General features: G+C 46.2%; 12 protein-coding genes and 1 pseudogene. 4 read left to right on the top strand and 9 right to left on the bottom strand.

From position 1 onward, the window contains the following. Positions 1-42 precede the first annotated feature (42 nt). The 3 genes and pseudogenes from AC3ITG_RS14910 to AC3ITG_RS14900 all read right to left on the bottom strand — a co-directional run bounded on the left by AC3ITG_RS14910 (position 43) and on the right by AC3ITG_RS14900 (position 2,938). A pseudogene (locus tag AC3ITG_RS14910) lies at positions 43-1,019 on the bottom strand (aldo/keto reductase). A 259-nt stretch (positions 1,020-1,278) separates the two neighbouring features. Next, the gene (locus AC3ITG_RS14905) at positions 1,279-2,265 is read right to left on the bottom strand and encodes an aldo/keto reductase (protein ID WP_489254469.1); all 987 of its coding nucleotides are present in this window, start codon (positions 2,263-2,265) and stop codon (positions 1,279-1,281) included. Positions 2,266-2,350: 85 nt separating this feature from the next. After that, positions 2,351-2,938, bottom strand: a complete 588-nt coding sequence (locus AC3ITG_RS14900; protein WP_489254202.1) for an NAD(P)H-binding protein — start codon at positions 2,936-2,938, stop codon at positions 2,351-2,353. A 244-nt stretch (positions 2,939-3,182) separates the two neighbouring features. Between AC3ITG_RS14900 and AC3ITG_RS14895 the strand changes: the two genes are divergently transcribed. Together AC3ITG_RS14895 and AC3ITG_RS14890 are read left to right on the top strand one after the other, a co-directional pair. After that, positions 3,183-4,100 (top strand): AraC family transcriptional regulator, encoded by a 918-nt coding sequence (locus AC3ITG_RS14895; protein WP_413378514.1) that lies wholly within the window; start codon positions 3,183-3,185, stop codon positions 4,098-4,100. 182 nt (positions 4,101-4,282) lie between these two features. Next, positions 4,283-4,741, top strand: coding sequence for an OsmC family protein (locus tag AC3ITG_RS14890; protein WP_192266975.1), 459 nt, complete (start codon positions 4,283-4,285; stop codon positions 4,739-4,741). A gap of 101 nt (positions 4,742-4,842) precedes the next feature. Here AC3ITG_RS14890 and AC3ITG_RS14885 read toward each other — a convergent pair whose 3' ends face one another. After that, positions 4,843-6,078, bottom strand: coding sequence for an S-layer homology domain-containing protein (locus tag AC3ITG_RS14885; RefSeq protein ID WP_489254201.1), 1,236 nt, complete (start codon positions 6,076-6,078; stop codon positions 4,843-4,845). Positions 6,079-6,307: 229 nt separating this feature from the next. Then, complete coding sequence (locus AC3ITG_RS14880) at positions 6,308-7,819, bottom strand: glycoside hydrolase family 30 protein (protein WP_489254200.1); 1,512 nt, start codon at positions 7,817-7,819, stop codon at positions 6,308-6,310. Positions 7,820-8,172: 353 nt separating this feature from the next. Between AC3ITG_RS14880 and shc the strand changes: the two genes are divergently transcribed. Next, positions 8,173-10,068: a squalene--hopene cyclase gene (shc, locus tag AC3ITG_RS14875; protein ID WP_489254199.1), complete on the top strand. Its 1,896-nt coding sequence runs from the start codon at positions 8,173-8,175 to the stop codon at positions 10,066-10,068. Between the two features lie 125 nt (positions 10,069-10,193). Here the strand turns inward: shc and AC3ITG_RS14870 are convergent, their stop codons facing one another. Beyond that, on the bottom strand, positions 10,194-13,538 hold the full coding sequence (locus tag AC3ITG_RS14870) for a discoidin domain-containing protein (protein ID WP_489254468.1): 3,345 nt from the start codon (positions 13,536-13,538) through the stop codon (positions 10,194-10,196). A 619-nt stretch (positions 13,539-14,157) separates the two neighbouring features. Further along, positions 14,158-15,213 (bottom strand): YeiH family protein, encoded by a 1,056-nt coding sequence (locus AC3ITG_RS14865; protein ID WP_489254198.1) that lies wholly within the window; start codon positions 15,211-15,213, stop codon positions 14,158-14,160. Positions 15,214-15,395: 182 nt separating this feature from the next. Here AC3ITG_RS14865 and AC3ITG_RS14860 point away from each other — a divergent pair, with 182 nt between their 5' ends. Further along, entirely contained in the window at positions 15,396-16,289 is an 894-nt protein-coding gene (locus AC3ITG_RS14860) for a LysR family transcriptional regulator (protein ID WP_489254197.1), read from the top strand. 29 nt (positions 16,290-16,318) lie between these two features. On the opposite strand, the gene AC3ITG_RS14855 is transcribed toward AC3ITG_RS14860, so the two are convergent. Both AC3ITG_RS14855 and AC3ITG_RS14850 read right to left on the bottom strand, forming a co-directional pair. Then, the gene (locus tag AC3ITG_RS14855; RefSeq protein WP_489254196.1) at positions 16,319-17,941 is read right to left on the bottom strand and encodes a glycoside hydrolase family 13 protein; all 1,623 of its coding nucleotides are present in this window, start codon (positions 17,939-17,941) and stop codon (positions 16,319-16,321) included. A 59-nt stretch (positions 17,942-18,000) separates the two neighbouring features. Then, complete coding sequence (locus tag AC3ITG_RS14850; RefSeq protein ID WP_113054902.1) at positions 18,001-18,894, bottom strand: carbohydrate ABC transporter permease; 894 nt, start codon at positions 18,892-18,894, stop codon at positions 18,001-18,003. Between the last annotated feature and the right edge of the window lies 1 nt (position 18,895).

Below are 18,895 nucleotides of genomic sequence, written 5' to 3'. Positions count from 1 at the left end.
TTTTGATTGGCAACCCTTTTTCGCTACTAGGCTAGAGGGAACTTACATGCCGTATATTTTGTGTGGTACGTAGTATTCCTCCAAGTTTGCAATCTCCTGCGCATCTAGCTTCACGGACAAGGCTGCAAGGCATCCTCCAGATGATGTTCTTTCGTTGCCCCCACAATTGGTGCGGTGACACCTTCTTTTTGCAATACCCATGCCAGTGCAACGGTTGCTCTGGAAACACCTCGTTTGTTCGCAATATCAGCGACAGTCTCCACAATTTTACGATCGGCATCAACCATTCCCGCAGCAAGTCGGTCTCCTGCTTCGTCGTTCGATGAACGGGCTGTCTTCTCATCCCAATCCCGAGTAAGACGCCCTTTGGCAAGAGGACTCCATGGAATTACACCCACTCCCTCTTCACGACAGAGAGGCAGCATTTCCCGCTCTTCTTCCCGATACATGAGATTCAACAGATTCTGCATGGAGACAAATGGGGTCCAGCCATTGCGTTCCGCCGTATGCTGAGCCTTCATAAACTGCCAGGCGTACATTGAAGAAGCTCCAATATATCGGGCTTTACCCGCCTTAACAACATCATGAAGGGCCTCCATCGTTTCTTCAATTGGAGTACTGCTGTCCCATCGATGGATCTGATACAGATCCACATAATCGGTCCCTAGGCGCTTCAAGCTGTTATCAATCTCATTCATAATGGCTTTTCTCGACAAACCTGCACCATTCGGCCCCGGCTTCATGCGGAAGTAAACCTTTGTTGCAATAACAACCTCATCACGACGAGCAAAATCCTTCAAAGCACGACCCACAATTTCTTCGCTTGTACCATCCGAATAGACGTTGGCTGTATCAAAGAAGTTAATACCCAAGTCCAGCGCTTTTTGGATAAAAGGACGACTCTCTTCTTCGTTCAGCGACCATGGGGCGATCCCGCGTTCAGGGACTCCATAGCTCATGCAACCAAGACATAATCTCGAAACGTCCAGCCCGGTACGGCCCAACTTCACATATTCCATGTTCATACACTCCTTTAATTAGGTTGGGAAAAGATGTTAGCCTTTGATGGGTTACTTCTGGTGTCCTTACGTTTCTGTCGTTCCAAAGGACATGCATCTGAAGTTAATTTTATCCAATAACTGAGATACAATTCTTTGAAAATCGGATTTTCTTCCCTTTTGATCTGGGACTCCAATCTCTCGATTACAATTTGCTTCACTTGCTTCAATAACCACTTACTCAACCTTTTCACCCAGCTTTCTGGCATACTATAATGGATCAGAGACCCGTTCTTTTCTCCAACTCCTCTGTATATCTCGAACCCATCAGGGTAATTTTTGTAGCCGCATCATTAATGCTCTGTACATCTTCGGGTGTAAGTTCAATGTCCGCCGCACCCATATTTTCTTTGAGACGACTCGACTTGCGCGTTCCTGGGATCGGTACAATCCAAGGTTTCTGGGCCAGCAACCAAGCAAGTGCGATTTGTGCAGGGCTGGCTTGAATCTTCTCCGCCTTCTCTTTCAACAGATCAACCAGCACTTGATTGGCCTCGAGCGCCTCTGGAGTGAAACGTGGCAGAATATTACGCAAATCCCCCTGATCAAAAGTCGTTTTCGCATTAAAACTTCCCGTGAGATACCCTTTACCCAAAGGACTAAAAGGGACAAAACCAATACCGAGCTCCTCAAGCGCTGGAATCAGTTCTTCTTCCGGACGTCTCCACCATAAGGAATATTCGCTCTGAACAGCAGCGACCAGCTGCACGGCATGCGCACGTCGAATCGTGTTCACGCCAGCTTCCGATAGCCCCCAATGCTTCACTTTACCTTCTCGAATCAGATCCTGCACGGCTCCAGCAACCTCTTCAATCGGCACATCCGGATCAACACGGTGCTGGTAAAACAAATCAATCGCCTCGATCTTAAGTCGCTTAAGAGACTCTTCGGCAACTTTCCTGATCTGCTCGGGACGGCTATTCATCCCGCTCTGTTTGCCACCTTGAATGTCGAATCCGAACTTCGTCGCTATGACAACCTGATCGCGTACAGGAGAAAGTGCTTCGCCGACGAGTTCTTCATTGATATATGGACCATAGACTTCGGCGGTATCAAAGAAAGTTACACCGCGTTCAACAGCTTCCCGTATGACCGCGATCATCTCCGTTTTGTCCGAAGCCGGACCATACCCGTAGCTCATTCCCATACAACCAAGCCCAATTGCCGAAACTTCCAACCCGCTATTTCCCAGTGTTCGTTTTTGCATCATATAACTTCCTTTCTTCATTCAAATGATGTGAATGTGAACTAACGTACATGAATTTATTATCTCCATTTAGGAGTACACTGAATTAATGGGGTTTACTTACACCAAGACTGCGACGTATTTCCAGCTCTGGTGACTCTGTCAGCTTAACAACCAAAGCGGCCACGCTTTTGCAGGATACTTCGCTGCCTTTGAATAGCTGGCCTTTCTGGGTTATTTCATAATCGATCTCGTTTGCTCTGGTAAACCACGCTGGCCGTAAGATTGTATAGTCTAGATCTGAAGCTTCAACAATGGAAGCAGCTTTACGATAAGGGTCCAATATGCTGCTGTACTTCTGTCCAGGCACTTCATCGTAGATGCCCATGGAACTGATAAAAATTAGTCGTTTCACTCCTGCAGATTTCATCGTTTCCACGATGGTTCTGGCGTACTGTTCCAGATCACCTGCAAGATTGACATAGACAACGTCCACGCCATTCATGGCGTCTTTCAATTTGACTTGATCCATCACGTCACCGTCGATCACACGCGCACGATTCGAATCGATATTTCCGAGCCTGCTGGATTTCCGCAAATAGAGTGTTAGCCTGACATCGGTTTCCTTGAGAAACAAGTCTATCGCCTCACGGGCGATTTGACCGTTGGCACCCAAAATTAATACATGACTCATTTCCATACCTCCTTTTGTTCAGGATAAAGTTGCTATTCTCGTAGAGGTACTACAGCTATGCTGTCTGATTGCCTTTTCGTGTCCCCTTGCTTGATTCTGCGAGCCTAATATTATTATGCCGAACTGAAGGAGCGAAGCGGTATATCATTTGTCTTAATTGATTGCCTGATCCTATCAGGTCCACTTTTGTCTAAGGTCGTTAAGTCTTATAATGAAGCAAGAACAACTCGCAAGGAGGATATGTATGTCCGATAACGCAGTTCAGCAGAAACAGGAACTCACCGAACTAATTAAGCGTCACTCCCTTCATAACAGCTCCAAGGAAACGGAAATCCCTTCCTTGTATGTCTATCAGCATTCCAGCATAAGCGAGCCTGCTTACCGGGTTTACAAGCCTTCATTTTGTGTTATCGTTCAAGGCTTGAAAGAAATCTTGCTGGCACAGGAAAGATTCGAATACGGACCATCCAATTATCTGATTGCTTCCATGAACCTGCCGGTGATTGGTCAGATTATAAAAGCATCCACTGATACGCCTTACCTGAGTCTGAAGCTTGAGTTTACACAGAACCAGATTCTTGAAGTACTGAATGATTGTAATATTAAGGTCACCTCTAAAGAAAACGCCAGACGCGCCCTATTTGTTGGACAGATGGAGCCCTCCATTCAAGATGCTGTACTTCGATTGGTTCGGCTGCTGGATACGCCGGGAGAAATCCCGTTCCTCGCCCCACTCTATACGCGGGAAATTCTGTATCGGCTTTTGCAGGGACCTTATGGAGCTGAACTGGCCCAGATTGCAGTGGAAGGCAGCAGCAGTTACCGGATTAGGGAAGCCATTGAGCATATTGTTCGACATTGGGAGCAACCTTTTCGAATCGAAGATCTTGCAGAGACAGCCAACATGAGTGTGTCCTCATTCCATCGACATTTCAAAGAAATTACCGCCATGAGCCCACTTCAGTTTCAGAAGCAGCTAAGGCTTCAGGAAGCACGTCGACTCCTCATGGCTGAGTCAGCTGATGCTGCGGATGTAGCCTTCCGGGTTGGTTACGAGAGTGCGTCCCAATTCAGCCGGGAGTACTCCCGCATGTTCGGCGCACCGCCGAGGGCAGATATCAAACGTTTGAAGGAAAAATATGATCATGTTATGAGTGAATAAGTACATCGGCTGAGAAGTTGAAATGTTAGAGAAATGGATAGCCATTAGGCTATCCATTTCTTAATTTAAAGAGTGAATATCTAATTCTATTCCCATCCTTATATTGACAGCTTGTGATTCATGGAACTATAATCCATACTAAACCAAGTTATATACAATGTTTTATAAAGGAGAGGTATCGGATGGCTAATGTTCAGACTTTCAAAGCTACTGCCCATCTACAAGATGGGGTTAAAGTGATCACCAAAGCAAGACAATTCGAACTGATCATCGATGAGCCAACAAACCTCGGGGGTACGGACACGGGAATGAATCCTGTAGAAGCTTTACTTGCCTCCCTTGGCGCATGTCAATCCATTGTGGCCCGGGTTTATGCCTCCAAATTCGATGTGGTACTTGATGATTTCAGAGTTGATGTTGAAGGTGATCTGGATCTTGACGGATTTTTTAACCGATCTGATGTACGTCCCGGTTATTCTGATATTCGATACACGTTTTATATTAAAACCAGCTCATCTGAAGAAAAAGTTGAATCATTTGTACAATTTCTGGAGAGCAAATGCCCTGTAGGTGATACGATTTCCAACCCGGTGAATACCAAGCTCAATCGCGTCATTATCGAAAATGGTATTTCGTTGTAACAAAACGAATGAACCAGATACAAAAAGATACAAAGAATACAAAAAGGCTGCTTCCCAACAAGTTAAACTTGCTGGAGAGCAGCCTTTCTGAATTCTTGGATTTATTTTGTCAATTGTTTTGTTAATAGAATAGTTCTTTCTATGAGTGTAGCGGCTTCTGCGCGAGTTGTATTCCCTTTCGGTTTCAATGTTCCGTCTGGATAGCCGTTAACGAGCCCATTGGTAATGGCCGCAGCAAGTGCTGAACGAGCCCAACCAGAAATTTCAGCGCCATCAGAGAAGCTGATATTACTGTCTGAATCAGCAAGCTGCGCTGCACGAACGACCATTGTCGCAATTTGCTCGCGGGTCACCAGTTCATCTGGACCAAAGGTGTTATCACTATTACCGTCTCCAGTTATGGTCACTTCGATCTGATCTCCGTTCGCATTGGCTTCAGCAGTGAATCCTGCCGGGAGGCCCAGCACACTGGAGTCATCGGATGACCATGGTCCCTGCTTAACTAAGCCTCCAAATGCATTTAACGTAATCTTGTTATGTACAGGATCTACGCTCGAAGCCGATTGCATCTCTAACCTTTGATTACTCTCCAGAATGACATAGGCGGAAGTTGTGCTTGAATTGCGAGCCTTCGCGCCTTTGACCTTCTCAAAGTCATTTCCGTTATTCCGAGTGTCCCAGTTGTTTCCGTGATTAGGGAACGCTGCTGTAGTAGTGCTTTTCTCCGGATTTAGCGGATCATACACCAAACGTTGCATGGTGCTCTGCTTGCCCGCTTCCGGCGCCGGACTCCCCCAATAAGCGTCAGCACTATATCCAACAAAATCAATTACATGTTCCTGTAAAACATCTGCCGTTGGATCGTTAGCTGTCAACAGTTGTGTCGTATTTAACAAAACCAGCTTTCCGCTGTTGTTGCCTAATTTGAATGAAGCTTCAGTGGCATCCGGCTGTGGAAGCTGCTCTCCGACGTTGCCGTTGCTGCCAAGCGCAATCAGATAATAGCCATATGCCGGAATCTGGGCAGTCGTTGTACCTAGCTGAGCTACTTTCCAATTATTCTTTTGGGTATCCGCAAATTGTATGGACCAGTCGTTCAGCGAAACAGGTTCTGCTGTCGGATTATATAGTTCTACAAAGTCGTTGCCGTACACGTCGAGTACGTCGTCTTTCTTTCCTCCATAAAAATGGCTGATCACCACGTTTTTCGCCAAATTGCTGGTGTTAAGGTTTTCTGATGTTGCAGCATGTCCGATTCCTGCAAATGTCCAGAATGATTGGATAACCATTACTGCTACAAGGATCATCGCTACCCAGCGTTGATTGATGTCTTTCAAGTTGTCTAACCCCTCTCCCATATAAAAGCTCAGGCTAGTATATCAACCCAATGTAAGAGGACAGTTAAACTAAGAAATCATAATATCAAAATTGTAAAATCCTTGAATATGTAAAAATCACAACAAATGTATACGATGGATGATCTTTAAATAAAAACAAATTAAAAGAGCCGCGACTGCTCGCGGCCCCTAGTTTGTTGGATGCGGGAATCTGAATTCCTGCTACCCCTTAAGAAACATTTCCATACCATTTATACGTCATGGCGGACTTGCCTGGAATGGTGACAACGAAGCTTTGACTGCCCCATTGGATCTTCACATTTTTCGACGAACTGGAAGAGTTGTAGGCAACTACGACTTTGGAACCGTCCGGATTGCGGAAAGCCACATTTTTGACTTCAGATCCGGTGTTGCTGTCAATGCGGTATGCATTTGGTACTACAAATTTACTAAAGTGACCCAGCAAATAATATTGTTTGTGATATGTGACATTATTCTCAGGAGCATCATTACGGTTGTCTGAGTTGCGGATTGTAATCATGCCTTTGTTAGTGTTGTTCGGTGAAAGCAATGCTGGACCGTCTTTTTGATCCAGGGCAGCATTCCAGAGAATGATCGATTTGGACCAGTTTCTCGTAATATTAATGAACTCGTTCATCATATTATCGAAACCCGATGAGGTACCGTTCTGCGGATCATTCCAGTTGCCGAAACCACCCTCCGTGAACCAAACTTCCTTGTCCGGGTGACTGTTATGCATGGAGGTCATTGTCGATCCGTCCCCACTGTCATAATGGTGGAATGCGCTGCCGGATACGTAGCTGCCCTTGCCTGCGTTCTTCAGATTCGTAATGACCTGGTTCGGGAAGTTCCAGTCCAGAAAGTTATGATCGAATGCAATAATCTTGGTGTTGATTCCGGCATTGCGGAGTGTTGGTCCAAGATAATCGCCGATAAAGCCCGTCTGATCCTGTACATTCATACCCATGGAAGGATAATGGGAGGGCTCGTACATTGGCTCGTTTTGCAACGTAACAGCATAGATGGGTACACCTTCAGCCTGGTAGGCTTCAATGTATTTTTTGAAATAATTCGCATATGTTCCGTAGTGTTCTGCTTTCAGTTTGCCGCCATTCAGATTGTTGGAATACTTCATCCAGGCAGGCGCACTCCATGGGGAACCCATTACTTTGATATTGGGATTCTTAGCGATTGCCGCTTTGACCATGGGCAGTATGTAAGTCTTGTCCCGGTCGATTGTAAATTGGTTGAGTGAAGTATCATTTGGCGTATCGGCATAAGTGTAGGCGGCCCAAGCAAAATCGGAGCTTCCGATCGGCTGTCTCAATAAGCTAAGCCCAATGCCTGTGTTGCCAAACAGCCTCTCCATTACTTCCGCGCGCTTATTGTTATCCAGCTTGTAGTTCATGAGCCATGCGGACGCATCCGTTAATGACACTCCAAAACCATCCATCTGCTGATACGTTTGGTTTTCGTTGACCGTAATGGTAACATCGGCATTGCCTGAGTTGCTGCTGAAGTTTTTTGATGCAATCTTGGTGAGTCTGGCATCTGTTCTAAGCCCCACTGCCGGTTCGGAATTGGGATCTGAAGTTGAAATCCATACCTCTACCTGTTCACCCGCTGCATGCGCAGTCTTGGGCATATATGAACTATATGAACCCGCCGTTACCAGAAAAGTGGACAGCAACACTAACGCACTCTTTTTCCATATCTTCATCAACATATCTCCTTTGATTTATTATAATTTGAACAGCCAAATATCAAATACACAAAATGAAATCGATTTCATTTTCGAATACATAAAGTCCGTTTTTCAGTTATTGCATGTTATAGTACTTACACCTCCTTTTTGAAGGGTATCGGAGAAAGATATAGATCAAAATCTTGTAAGCGTTAACAAAGATATTTATACACTTTATTGGAAAAAATTTCAATAGTAAAATTCATTTTATTATTTAAAATTGTAGAAAACCCTGAAATGAACTGGATTTCACGCTCATTCTGCTCCTCATTTCCCCCTGATTGCCATCATATAATACAAAAATGACGTACTCTGGAGGTATCCGCGGAATGAGCCATGTACTGAGCGCAATTGATGAGGAAATAAGTCGGATGACGACTTCCTTGCTTCAACAGCAGCAACAAGACGGTTCCTGGCATTTTTGTTTTGAGAACGGTACGGTAATTGATGCTTATGTCATCATTCTCTTTCGGATATTGGAAGTTCCGAATGAAGCGTTGATCCGGGAATTGCACGATCGTATCCTTAACGAACAGCAACAGGATGGATGCTGGAGATTGTACACCGATGAAGAGGATGGAAATTTATCCGCATCGGTTGAAGCGTACTACGCCCTGCTCTACTCCGGGTACAGCCAGAGTACGGACGAGCCAATCCAGCGGGCCAAACAGTATATTCACTCCAAAGGAGGTATTGGAAAAGTTAGCAGCATTTTGACCAAAGCCATACTTGCCGCTACCGGACAAATAAAATGGCCTTTATCCATCTCTATGATCCCCCTGGAGATACTGATGTTCCCTACCTATTTTCCCATCAACTATTTTGAATTTTCCGGTTATTCCAGAGTTCACCTCACTCCCATGCTCGTTATGGCAGACTTGCGCTTCGCCCTCACAGTACCCCATGCTCCCGATCTGTCTGATCTGACCGACTTACGAAATGTTGAAGATGAGTCAACTACCCGGGGATATCAGGAAATGCAGGACGACATTCTAAGCGGGAGAAGCCGACTGCTCGGTAACCCTCGCCACATCCACGACACTGCAAGAACGAAGGCGGAACAGTTTATGATAGAGCGGATTGAGTCTGATGGCACATTATACAGCTATGCCAGTAGTACGATTCTCATGATCTTTGCCCTATTGGCCCTAAAATACGATAAGCAGCATCCCCTGATTACAAAAGCCATAACCGGACTCACGGCAATGCAGTGCCGTTCTTCTGGAGGTAAAACAACGATTCAAAACTCCCCATCTACCGTGTGGGATACGGCCTTAATCACCTACGCATTGCAGGAGGCTTCCATTACCGATGACCATAAGGCTATTCAACGTGCGGCCACCTATTTACTCTCCCGTCAGCAAGATAAAACAGCCGACTGGAGCATCCATAATCCGAATACAGTCCCTGGAGGATGGGGATTTTCGGAGTCGAATACGATCAATCCAGACGTGGATGATACAACAGCAGTTTTACGGGCTATCCGAAGCTTGTCTACTACTCTTCCAACATTTCAGGAATCCTGGAATCGCGGGCTGAATTGGGTTCTGTCCATGCAAAATAAAGACGGCGGCTGGCCGGCATTTGAAAAAAATACGAACAAGGAGATGCTCACCTGGCTCGCTATTGATGGTGCCAAATCTGCGGCTACAGACCCTTCAGAAGCTGACCTGACGGGACGTACCCTGGAGTATCTCGGTAACTTTGCCGGGCTTGATACCAGACATGAATGGATCAAACGTGGAACGAAATGGCTCATTCGAAAGCAGGAGAAAGATGGCTCATGGTACGGAAGATGGGGCGTATGTTATATCTACGGTACCTGGGCAGCATTAACCGGTCTTACGGCAGTTGGGCTACCTGCAGGCCATGATACAGTTCAAAAAGGAGCGCAGTGGCTCTTAAGCATCCAGAACTCCGACGGTGGCTGGGGAGAATCATGTCAAAGTGACCGACTCCTGCACTATGTGCCATTAGGGGAAAGCACCCCCTCCCAAACCGCCTGGGCACTTGACGCGCTCATTGCAGTCCAACCCAAACCCACACCTGAGATGAATCAAGGCATTCTAATGCTTATTGCATCGATGCACGAAAACGATTGGAGAACCACTTATCCAACAGGAGCTGGTCTTCCCGGGAACTTCTATTCCCACTATCATAGTTATACATATATTTGGCCTCTTCTCACATTTAGTCACTACAGAAGCAAATATGGGGCATCTTAAAAACTTACTTTGCGCGGCTATTTTTTTCAATATTTCAGATCCGGATCAATGTTCACCCATACTTACTCTACTTAACATAAAAAGCAGGAAGCTCGTTGAGCTCCCTGTTTTTGTTTGAAATAAATTTATTGAATGATCAAATTAAAGCCATTTTGAATCTGATTCACATTAGGGTTGGCAATATTGCTGGTTGTCAGATTATTGAATGTGGCAGAGCCATTTCCGGTATAGGTGTAAATTGCTGCACCTTTATGCGGGGTTGTGAACCGCGACGTCTCAATTCCGTCCAGACCGGTACCATTAATGTTGATGTTGTTAAACACAATGTTCTGGAAACCACCACCATATCCGAATTGAACGGCACTGCGCTGCGTATTGAGGATATCAATATTGGTAAACGTTACGTTCTTGATGGAATCGTTGGAAGCTTCAAGATCAATGGCTCCGCGTTCACCATTGTACAGATCTTTGCTTGTGCCGCTGTTAATGATCGTTGTATCGGAGAACAGAATACCTGTGTTATTTTGGAAATGGTATCCAGGGAAAACGGTGTTCATCCGGATCGCCGAACCGCCAACCGTGTCAACAATCAGGTTGTTGGTTGCTTTATGTCCGCTACCACCAAAGAATGCAATGCCTGCTGCGCGCCAGTTATTCTCAATCGTGTTGAACGAGAATGTGTTGTTCACACCGGCAGGCGCACCATTCACGTTGCTGGTCCATACGGCCAGACCATCATCACCATTGTTGCGGACGCTGCTGTTGCGTACAGTCGAATTGCTCGTTCCTTGGGCAAAGTTGACACCGTCGGCAAGGTTATTCCGAATGCGACTGTTCTCGATCACTAGGCCATCGGCAATGATTGCAGGTGTGTGGGCGTAATCCCCTACCCAGAAACCACATTCAAAGTGCTCAACCCATACGTTGCTAACCTTTGAATTTTTACCGAAATTGTCCATAAAGCCTTTGTAAACTGCATTCTCGTTATAGCGCGAACGCAGCATGGAATTCATATAAATATTGCTGAAATCCAGCTTGCCCTGTACACGGAAAGAAATCCCGCCTGAGGCTGCATTAGGGTTGGTAAACTGAATGTTTGTATGCCAGATGCCTGCACCTACAATGGTGAGGTTGTTAATCATATTCGTCGGCGTACCAATTTTCCACATATTGCCCAGATGGAACGTGCCCTCAGGGATATATAGAGTCTTGCCTGTGGATACCGCGGATTGGACTGCCGCTTCGAATGCGGCAAGGTCATCTTTTCCATCATTTGCAATCGCACCGAAATCGGTTACAGAGACGGAGTTAGCCGGGCGTGGGATCACAGCCTGAACGGGTTCGATTTCGAGGAAATCCACACCGTATTCCAGGTTATCTCCATTGTTTTTCTGAATACGAATGGTGTCTCCAGCTTTTAGAGGTGTATCCAGTTTCCAGTGCACTTCATCAAAACGGAACAACGGACGTCCTGCACTTGGCGTATCCCCCGGATGATCGCTGGAGAAATACTGCCAGTTGTAGTAAGAGGTCAAAGGAACCGTTTTGGCCTTGGAACCGTTAACATACACGTCAAGCGCGCCGTCAAGACCCATGCCATCTGCGGAATCCGGCATCGTGAATCGCATGGTTACACCTGCGCCTCCCTCCCCTTGTCTAACCGTCCATTGTGCATACGAACCGTTGGAAGGAAGAGCGATATAGCGCTGGCCAGAGGCTTCTGAAGCCGTCAGAGCCTGATCAAAGGTCGGTGCGGATTTCAGTGTGGCACTGCCACCACGCGTAGCATCATCCGTATCATACCGGGTATAAGGCATGCTTGCACCACGGGCTGAATATACGTTCAAACCTGTTGTAACGACGTTATTCGTTTGTTTGACCGGAGCTTCATTGTTGTCCACTGCTACGGTAGTTGTCACATTGTAGTTACCGGTTGCAGCAGTCCAGGTACCTACATTGACATTGACCGAAGCTCCAGGTGCTAATGTACCGGTATAGGAACCACTATACGTCTGAAGTGTTGCTCCGGCAGCGTTCTTGAGAACCACTGTAACTCCGTGTGCACCACCTGCGGAGGCCATATTTCCTTGATTTTTCAGATTAACTGTAAATGTTACTGTACTGTTTGCTGTAGGGGTTCCAGGACTCCAAGAGACCGTGCCTACCAGATCAGAACTTGTAATCGGTGCAACCACCAAAGAAGAGGTGTGTGTGTAACTGTTGTTTCCTTCATTCTCTTCGATGATCTGGTTATTCTCATCTACCTTGGCACTGAGCGTATATGATGCAGCTGCTTTATTGCCAGCATTAAGCGAGACCGTAGTCGAAGCCCCTGCTTGCAAAGCAGCTACTGGGGAGGAACCCGCCAGTTCATTGTTTAGATAGAAGTTGACGCTAGAAGCTAGAGAAGCGGCAGAACCAATGTTTTTGACGATTGCATTAAGGGTGATGGCATTGTTCTCCACTGGAGACGATGGAGACCAGGACATACCTGTAATCGTCAGATCAGGATTGGGTGCAGGTGTGCCGAATACCTGAAATTCAGCAATTTGCCCGGCAGGAGCGCCCGAGTTCGTGGTAATGTTCAGTTGTAGACGTTTAACCGTTGCTGTAACGGGAATGGTCACCGTGTTACCGGAAGCCGGGTTGAATGTATATGATTGGGCGGAAACCAGATTGCTGAAGGTGGTTGTATCCTGGTTATGTCCAAGCACTTGAATGGTCTGTGTTCGGGTGCTCCAGACCGGATCCGGGTTCAGTTTAAGTACAATGGATGTAATCTTATGATTGGAGCCGAGATCCAACGTCAATGAGCTTGGATTGCTGCCCCCTTCCCAGTACGAATTGATATTGTTATCGTTTGCATTCGCAGCTACGAAGGATAAAGTGCTGGACGATGCAGTAATCGACTTGCCAATGGCGATATTGCTTCCCTCTGTAGGGATGATTGGGGGATCCACAGGATCGGGGTCAGGTAGCGTTGGTCCCTCACTGCCTGGGCCGTAAATTTCAAATGTCGACAGTTGAGCTGCCGGCCACTCGGAATTGCCCGTTACGCTTAAGCGAACGTACCTTGTCTCCACAGCAGGAACATCGATGTTAACCGAATTCTCCCCAACCGATGGATTAAATACATAATCCGCAGAACCTACGATATCTGTGAACGATGAACCGTTCGTACTGCCTTGCACGGTTATCGTTTGGGTTCTCTTTTCCCACACTGTCGGAATCTTCAATACAATTTGGTCAATGTTGGTGTTGGTGCCAAGATCCACTTGAATCCATTGGGGGAACTCACTATTGGTACTTTCCCAATAGGTTGCTTGGTTATTGTCAATCACATTGGTCGGACTGTATGTTTGGTTGTACCCGCTCGCGGTAACCTGTTTGCCCTGTGCCAGGTCCGGTCTTTCGGCTGCTGATGCAGGAGATGGAAATCCGACAGTCAGGAATACGTTCGAGATCAGCATCGTTAATACGAGTGACCATACAATGTACTTGTTGCGCAAATTCAATTCCTCCTCAGGTTATTAGCAAAATGGTTTTTCAAAGAAAATGGACGGTTGATCTGCCTAATTCTTTCGCTGCGCCGATCATCACCCCCTTATCAAAGTACAAGACAAAAAAATAGCATACGCATACAACAACATGGATTACACGACAGTAATGCGTGGTCGCTACTTACCTTGAGGAGTTTCTTGGATAAACTGATTTGCTTTTCTGCTTGGATTTGTCATCTCTGGAATAGATTAAGTATAAACCGCTTCCAATTCTCCTTATCGGACCCCTAGAGACGGTATTCGGACTTCTGATGTTCCTTTTTGGATGTTTACGAGCAGCCTTAAGGCTTGCGAGCAGAAAATACATCGTTATCCAGACTTTCCTGTGTGCATTTCGGACTTTTGAACCAAAACAGGAAAATATTTATATTTTTTCAAGCGATGGAATTATACTATTCCTTTCGTGTTCGTTCTGGATCTGATGACCAGCTTCTTTCAAACAATAAAAAGCACGCATTGATCCACTTAGGGTCAATGCGTGCTTTTTATTAAATTCATGCAGTGGAGTACCTAATTTTGGACACACGACCTAGTTCAGGCCAAAGCTACAAACGAGCATGAAGCCTAGAATGGACAACACAATAGAGCCCAGCAATCCTGCCAAAAAAGGTTTCTTGCCCAGACGACGGAAGGTTGCAATATCCACACCCAACCCCAATCCAGCCATGGCCATCGCGAGCAGCATATAGGAGAGAACCAGAAGTCCCGAGATCAACTCTTGCGGAATAATACCCAGCGTGTTTAAACCACTCATAGCCAGAAATCCGAAAATGAACCAGGGTACTGGCAATTCACGCCACCGGATTCCTTTAGATGATTTTTGCTCTCCCCCACGCGCCTGTCGTCCACTCCACAAGCCAATGATCAGCGCAATGGGCACCAGCATGGCGACCCGGGTTAGCTTCACGATGACTGCCATATCCAGTGCCACTTGCCCTCCAGGTGCAGCCCCAGCGATGACGTGTGCCACTTCATGCAGTGTGGCCCCTGTGAATAGGCCATATCCATTCGCACTTAAACCCAACACCGGGTATAGCAATGTATAGGCTAAAGTGAAAATTGTGCCGAGTATCGCTACTGTGGCCGCACCTACTGCCGTTTCTTCATCTTTGGCCTTGATCTGTGGCGCAATCGCAACCACTGCCGCTGCACCGCAGATGGCTGTACCACAAGCAGTCAGCAGCCCTATTCGTTTGTCGATCTTTAACCACTTGCTCAGTCCGTAGACAACAAAAATCGTGACAACAACATTGATTGCCGCTAGCGCAACGACTTTGTATCCTGCATGGACAATATCCATAAGGTTCAGCTTCAAACCCAGCAGGATGATGCCGAACCGCAGCAATCGTTTTCCCGAAAAAGATATCCCTGATTGCGCGGTCAGTGGAACGCCACGCACCGCCCGGTACAAGATGCCAAGCAGAATTGCAATAACGAGTTGACCCATGATATTTAAGAGCGGCAGATAACCCAGCAGCTTGGCGATAAACGAGAGTAATAAAGTCAGTCCGATCCCCTGCAGAAATCCCCTTTTCCTAACTACTTTTATGTTTTTTACGAATCTCAATTGTGTCTGTAAAATCATAGCTCTACACTTCCTTATGGGATAAAGTATATCCCCACTATAGAAGCAGACAGGAAGGAAGTGAAATATGAATCTGCGATCTTAATCATTATAAAAACTTATGATTGGTTAGGTATCTTATGCTAAAATGAGCTCAATAGGCTTATAACTATAAAATAACACTATTCAAATGAGGAATTCTAATGATAACTGATGCGTTAAAAGTCTTCGTTACCGTTGTAGAACAAAGCCATTTCTCCAAGGCTGCAGAACTGCTGAACCTGTCCCAACCGGGGGTGAGCCTGCATATCAAAAATTTGGAGAATGAGCTGGGAGCCAAGTTGCTGCATCGTTCTCCAAAGCAAGTGTCCCTGACTGAAGCGGGGGCAATCCTCTATAGACATGCCAAAGTCATTCAGGCCCGCTACGATGAAGCGCGGCAGGAGATTCAGATGCTGCGGGATGAAGTGACCGGAAGCATTCAGATCGGGGCAAGCTTCACCATCGGTGAATATATTTTGCCTAAGAAGCTGGCAGAATTCGCATCACAGTATCCGCAGGTCAACATTCAGGTTACGATTGGCAATACCCAGGAGATTCTGTCTGCGGTTAGGGGAAATCAGCTGGATATCGGATTTGTGGAGGGTGAAGCGCAAGCCTCGGCAGACCTTGACGTTATCCCTTACATGAAGGATGAGATGATCGTAGTAGCTCCTTCCGGTCACCCCCTCTCCGGTTCCATCGTGGTAGAGCAGAATATGCTTCAGGATCAGGTCTGGGTTCTTCGTGAGTTGGGTTCGGGAACACGCGCGTTTAGCGATCATTTTATGGAAGAGACTACGATCCGCCCTAAGCGGTCTTATGTCTTCACTAGCAGTCAGGGTGTGAAGGAAGCTGTTGCTGCGGGACTCGGAATTGCAATGGTATCCAGATGGATTGTTCATAAGGAGCTGGCAACCGGGGAAGTTGAAGAATTGCGAATTAGACAGTTGCATCTTGAACGCAGCTTCTCCATCATTCGTCTCATCGAGCATTCACATTCCATGGCGCTTGATGTTTTCTTGCAAAAGCTTCTTTTCGTCAAAAAAGAGGGTTGATGGCTATTCGCCATTAACCCTCTTTTGAACTACACAAGCAGATACATTCTTGCTTCATAAGGACGAAGTGTGTTCTCTGAAACAACGTCCGAATAGTTACTAATTAATAAACTTTTATCCCCTGCAAATTCGCTTGCAAGCTGGAATGGAACAACTTTGCCATAGAAGTTGCACAGGACTAGCAATTTGGTATCACCAAGTGTTCGTGTGTAAGCGAAGAGGTTGGTGTCTTCCGGATACAACAGTTCATAATCCCCATAGATGATCACTTCATGCTCTTTTCGCAGCTGAATCAGTGTTTTATAGTAATGGTAAATTGAATCTGGATCATGTATAGATTCTTCCGCATTAATCTCCGTGTAATTCGGATTTACCAAAATCCATGGTTTGCCTTCCGTAAAACCAGCATTTTCGGAAGCATCCCATTGCATCGGCGTACGTGCGTTATCCCGGCCTTTTGCATAAATGGATTCCATCACTTCTTCCTCAGGATACCCATTCTCGACCCGTTCCTTATACAGATTCAGCAACTCAATATCACGGTATTCTTCAATAGGATAACGTACATTCGTCATGCCTAACTCTTCACCCTGATACACATATGGCGTACCTTGCATGCCATGAAGAAGAGTAGCCAGCATTTTGGCAGACTGTACACGATATTCCCCGTCATTTCCCCAACGGGACACGATCCGCGGAAGGTCATGGTTGTTCCAGAACAAGCTGTTCCAGGCTTCTCCCTTCAGCTCGGTCTGCCATTTGGACAACACTTTCTTTAATTGAAGCAGATCCAGCGGCTGGAGATCCCACTTGCCTTTCCCCTCCTGCTCATCCAGACTAATATGTTCAAATTGGAAGACCATGGATAGTTCACTGCCGTCCGGGTTGCTATAAAGCTTGGCACTTTCGGGCGTTGCTCCCCAGGTTTCTCCGACGGTTAGCAGATCACCCTTTTGGAATGTCTCTTTACTGAGTTCACGCATATATTGGTGCAAATTTGGCCCATTGCCTGTAACTTTGAGGTCAGGCTGCTTGCCAATCAGATCGATAACATCAAGACGGAACCCGCCTACGCCTTTATCCATCCACCATTGAATCATATCGTATATCTCCTGCCGTACCTTGGGGTTCTCCCAGTTAAGATCCGGTTGTTTAACAGAGAAAAGATGCAAATAATACTGTCCCAGCTCGGGAACCCATTCCCAGGCTGATCCACCAAACGTTGAACCTAAATCGTTCGGCGGTGTTCCTTCCATACCATCTCTCCACACATAATAATCGTGGTATGGATTATCCTTACTTTTCCGAGCTTCCTTAAACCAGGGGTGCTCGTCGGATGAGTGGTTAAGCACCAGATCCATGATAATTCGGATGTCCCGCTTGCCTGCCTCCTGAATCAGCAATTCCATATCTTCAAGCGAACCAAACATCGGATCGATATCCTGGTAATCCGAAATGTCATACCCGTTGTCATCTTGCGGCGATTTGCACACTGGTGACAGCCAGATCGCACCGATGCCAAGATCCTTCAAATAATCGAGTCGGGATAATATACCTTTCAGATCCCCGACTCCATCACCATTGCTATCTTGAAAGCTGCGGGGATAAATTTGATATACAACAATTTCTTTCCACCAATTTTTATTTCCCATAACGCACCACCTTTCTCTTGAACCAGATTCTGCTCATCCAATTCCCGTTTCATTCACTATTATTCTTTTACCGACCCCACAACAATTCCGGTTACAAAGTATTTTTGCAGCAGCGGGTAGATCAGCAGCAGCGGAATGACAGCCACTACGATTTTGGCTGCATTTAGATTTTTGTTCGAAATCTCAGTTAGATTGCTGAGCTGAGCAGAGTTCGTGCCGGATTGAAGAAGCTCCGCGATATTCACGTTAAGAGACTGAATATAGGTCATTAGCGGATAATTGCTAACTTTGGTCATATAGATCAATCCACTGAAGAAATCATTCCACGTGCCCACGATACTGAACAGGGATACGGTCGCCAGCGCAGGAATAGACACGGGCACATACACTTTGAACAGGACCTGCAATGCATTTGCCCCGTCGATGAATGCCGCTTCTTCAAGTGCTTTCGGCACTGCGGCGAAGAAGTTCATCACAAGGATGACACTGAATATCGGAACAGCACCTGGCAGTACAAGCGACCAAATCGTATTGAGCATATCCAGGTTTTTGATCAACAGATAACTAGGGATCATGCCCCCACTGAATAACATGGCAAAAATCATGATATTCATATATATATTTCTGCCCTTAAACTCCCTTTTCGATTTGGACAGCGGGTAAGCCATCAAAACAATAAGAATCATGTTGAGCACTAGAGATAGAGCCACACGTAGAACGGAAATGCCAAAGGATCGCCAGAACTGCGCATCATCAATAATTTTCGAATAAGCGGCTGTTGTAAACTTAACGGGTAACAGACCTACGGCATTGGCCGATACGGCCTCACTGCTGCTGAATGAAATCGCAACGATATTCCATAATGGAAGGAGGCAGATCAAAGCCAGCAATATAACGATGGCGTAGATGACAAACCGGCCCATTCGGTCTTTCAGGCTTGCGGAATAAGACACA

The sequence above is a fragment of the Paenibacillus sp. GL_099_B genome, from assembly GCF_057835695.1.
This window is presented reverse-complemented; position numbering and strand designations above follow the sequence as displayed.

Excerpts from the sequence above, each read along its gene's own strand:
- AC3ITG_RS14905 (WP_489254469.1), bottom strand. The coding sequence starts at position 2,265 with ATGCAAAAACGAACACTGGGAAATAGCGGGTTGGAAGTTTCGGCAATT.
- AC3ITG_RS14900 (WP_489254202.1), bottom strand. The coding sequence starts at position 2,938 with ATGAGTCATGTATTAATTTTGGGTGCCAACGGTCAAATCGCCCGTGAG.
- AC3ITG_RS14895 (WP_413378514.1), top strand. The coding sequence starts at position 3,183 with ATGTCCGATAACGCAGTTCAGCAGAAACAGGAACTCACCGAACTAATT.
- AC3ITG_RS14890 (WP_192266975.1), top strand. The coding sequence starts at position 4,283 with ATGGCTAATGTTCAGACTTTCAAAGCTACTGCCCATCTACAAGATGGG.
- AC3ITG_RS14880 (WP_489254200.1), bottom strand. The coding sequence starts at position 7,819 with ATGAAGATATGGAAAAAGAGTGCGTTAGTGTTGCTGTCCACTTTTCTG.
- shc (WP_489254199.1), top strand. The coding sequence starts at position 8,173 with ATGAGCCATGTACTGAGCGCAATTGATGAGGAAATAAGTCGGATGACG.
- AC3ITG_RS14870 (WP_489254468.1), bottom strand. The coding sequence starts at position 13,538 with ATGCTGATCTCGAACGTATTCCTGACTGTCGGATTTCCATCTCCTGCA.
- AC3ITG_RS14865 (WP_489254198.1), bottom strand. The coding sequence starts at position 15,213 with ATGATTTTACAGACACAATTGAGATTCGTAAAAAACATAAAAGTAGTT.
- AC3ITG_RS14860 (WP_489254197.1), top strand. The coding sequence starts at position 15,396 with ATGATAACTGATGCGTTAAAAGTCTTCGTTACCGTTGTAGAACAAAGC.
- AC3ITG_RS14855 (WP_489254196.1), bottom strand. The coding sequence starts at position 17,941 with ATGGGAAATAAAAATTGGTGGAAAGAAATTGTTGTATATCAAATTTAT.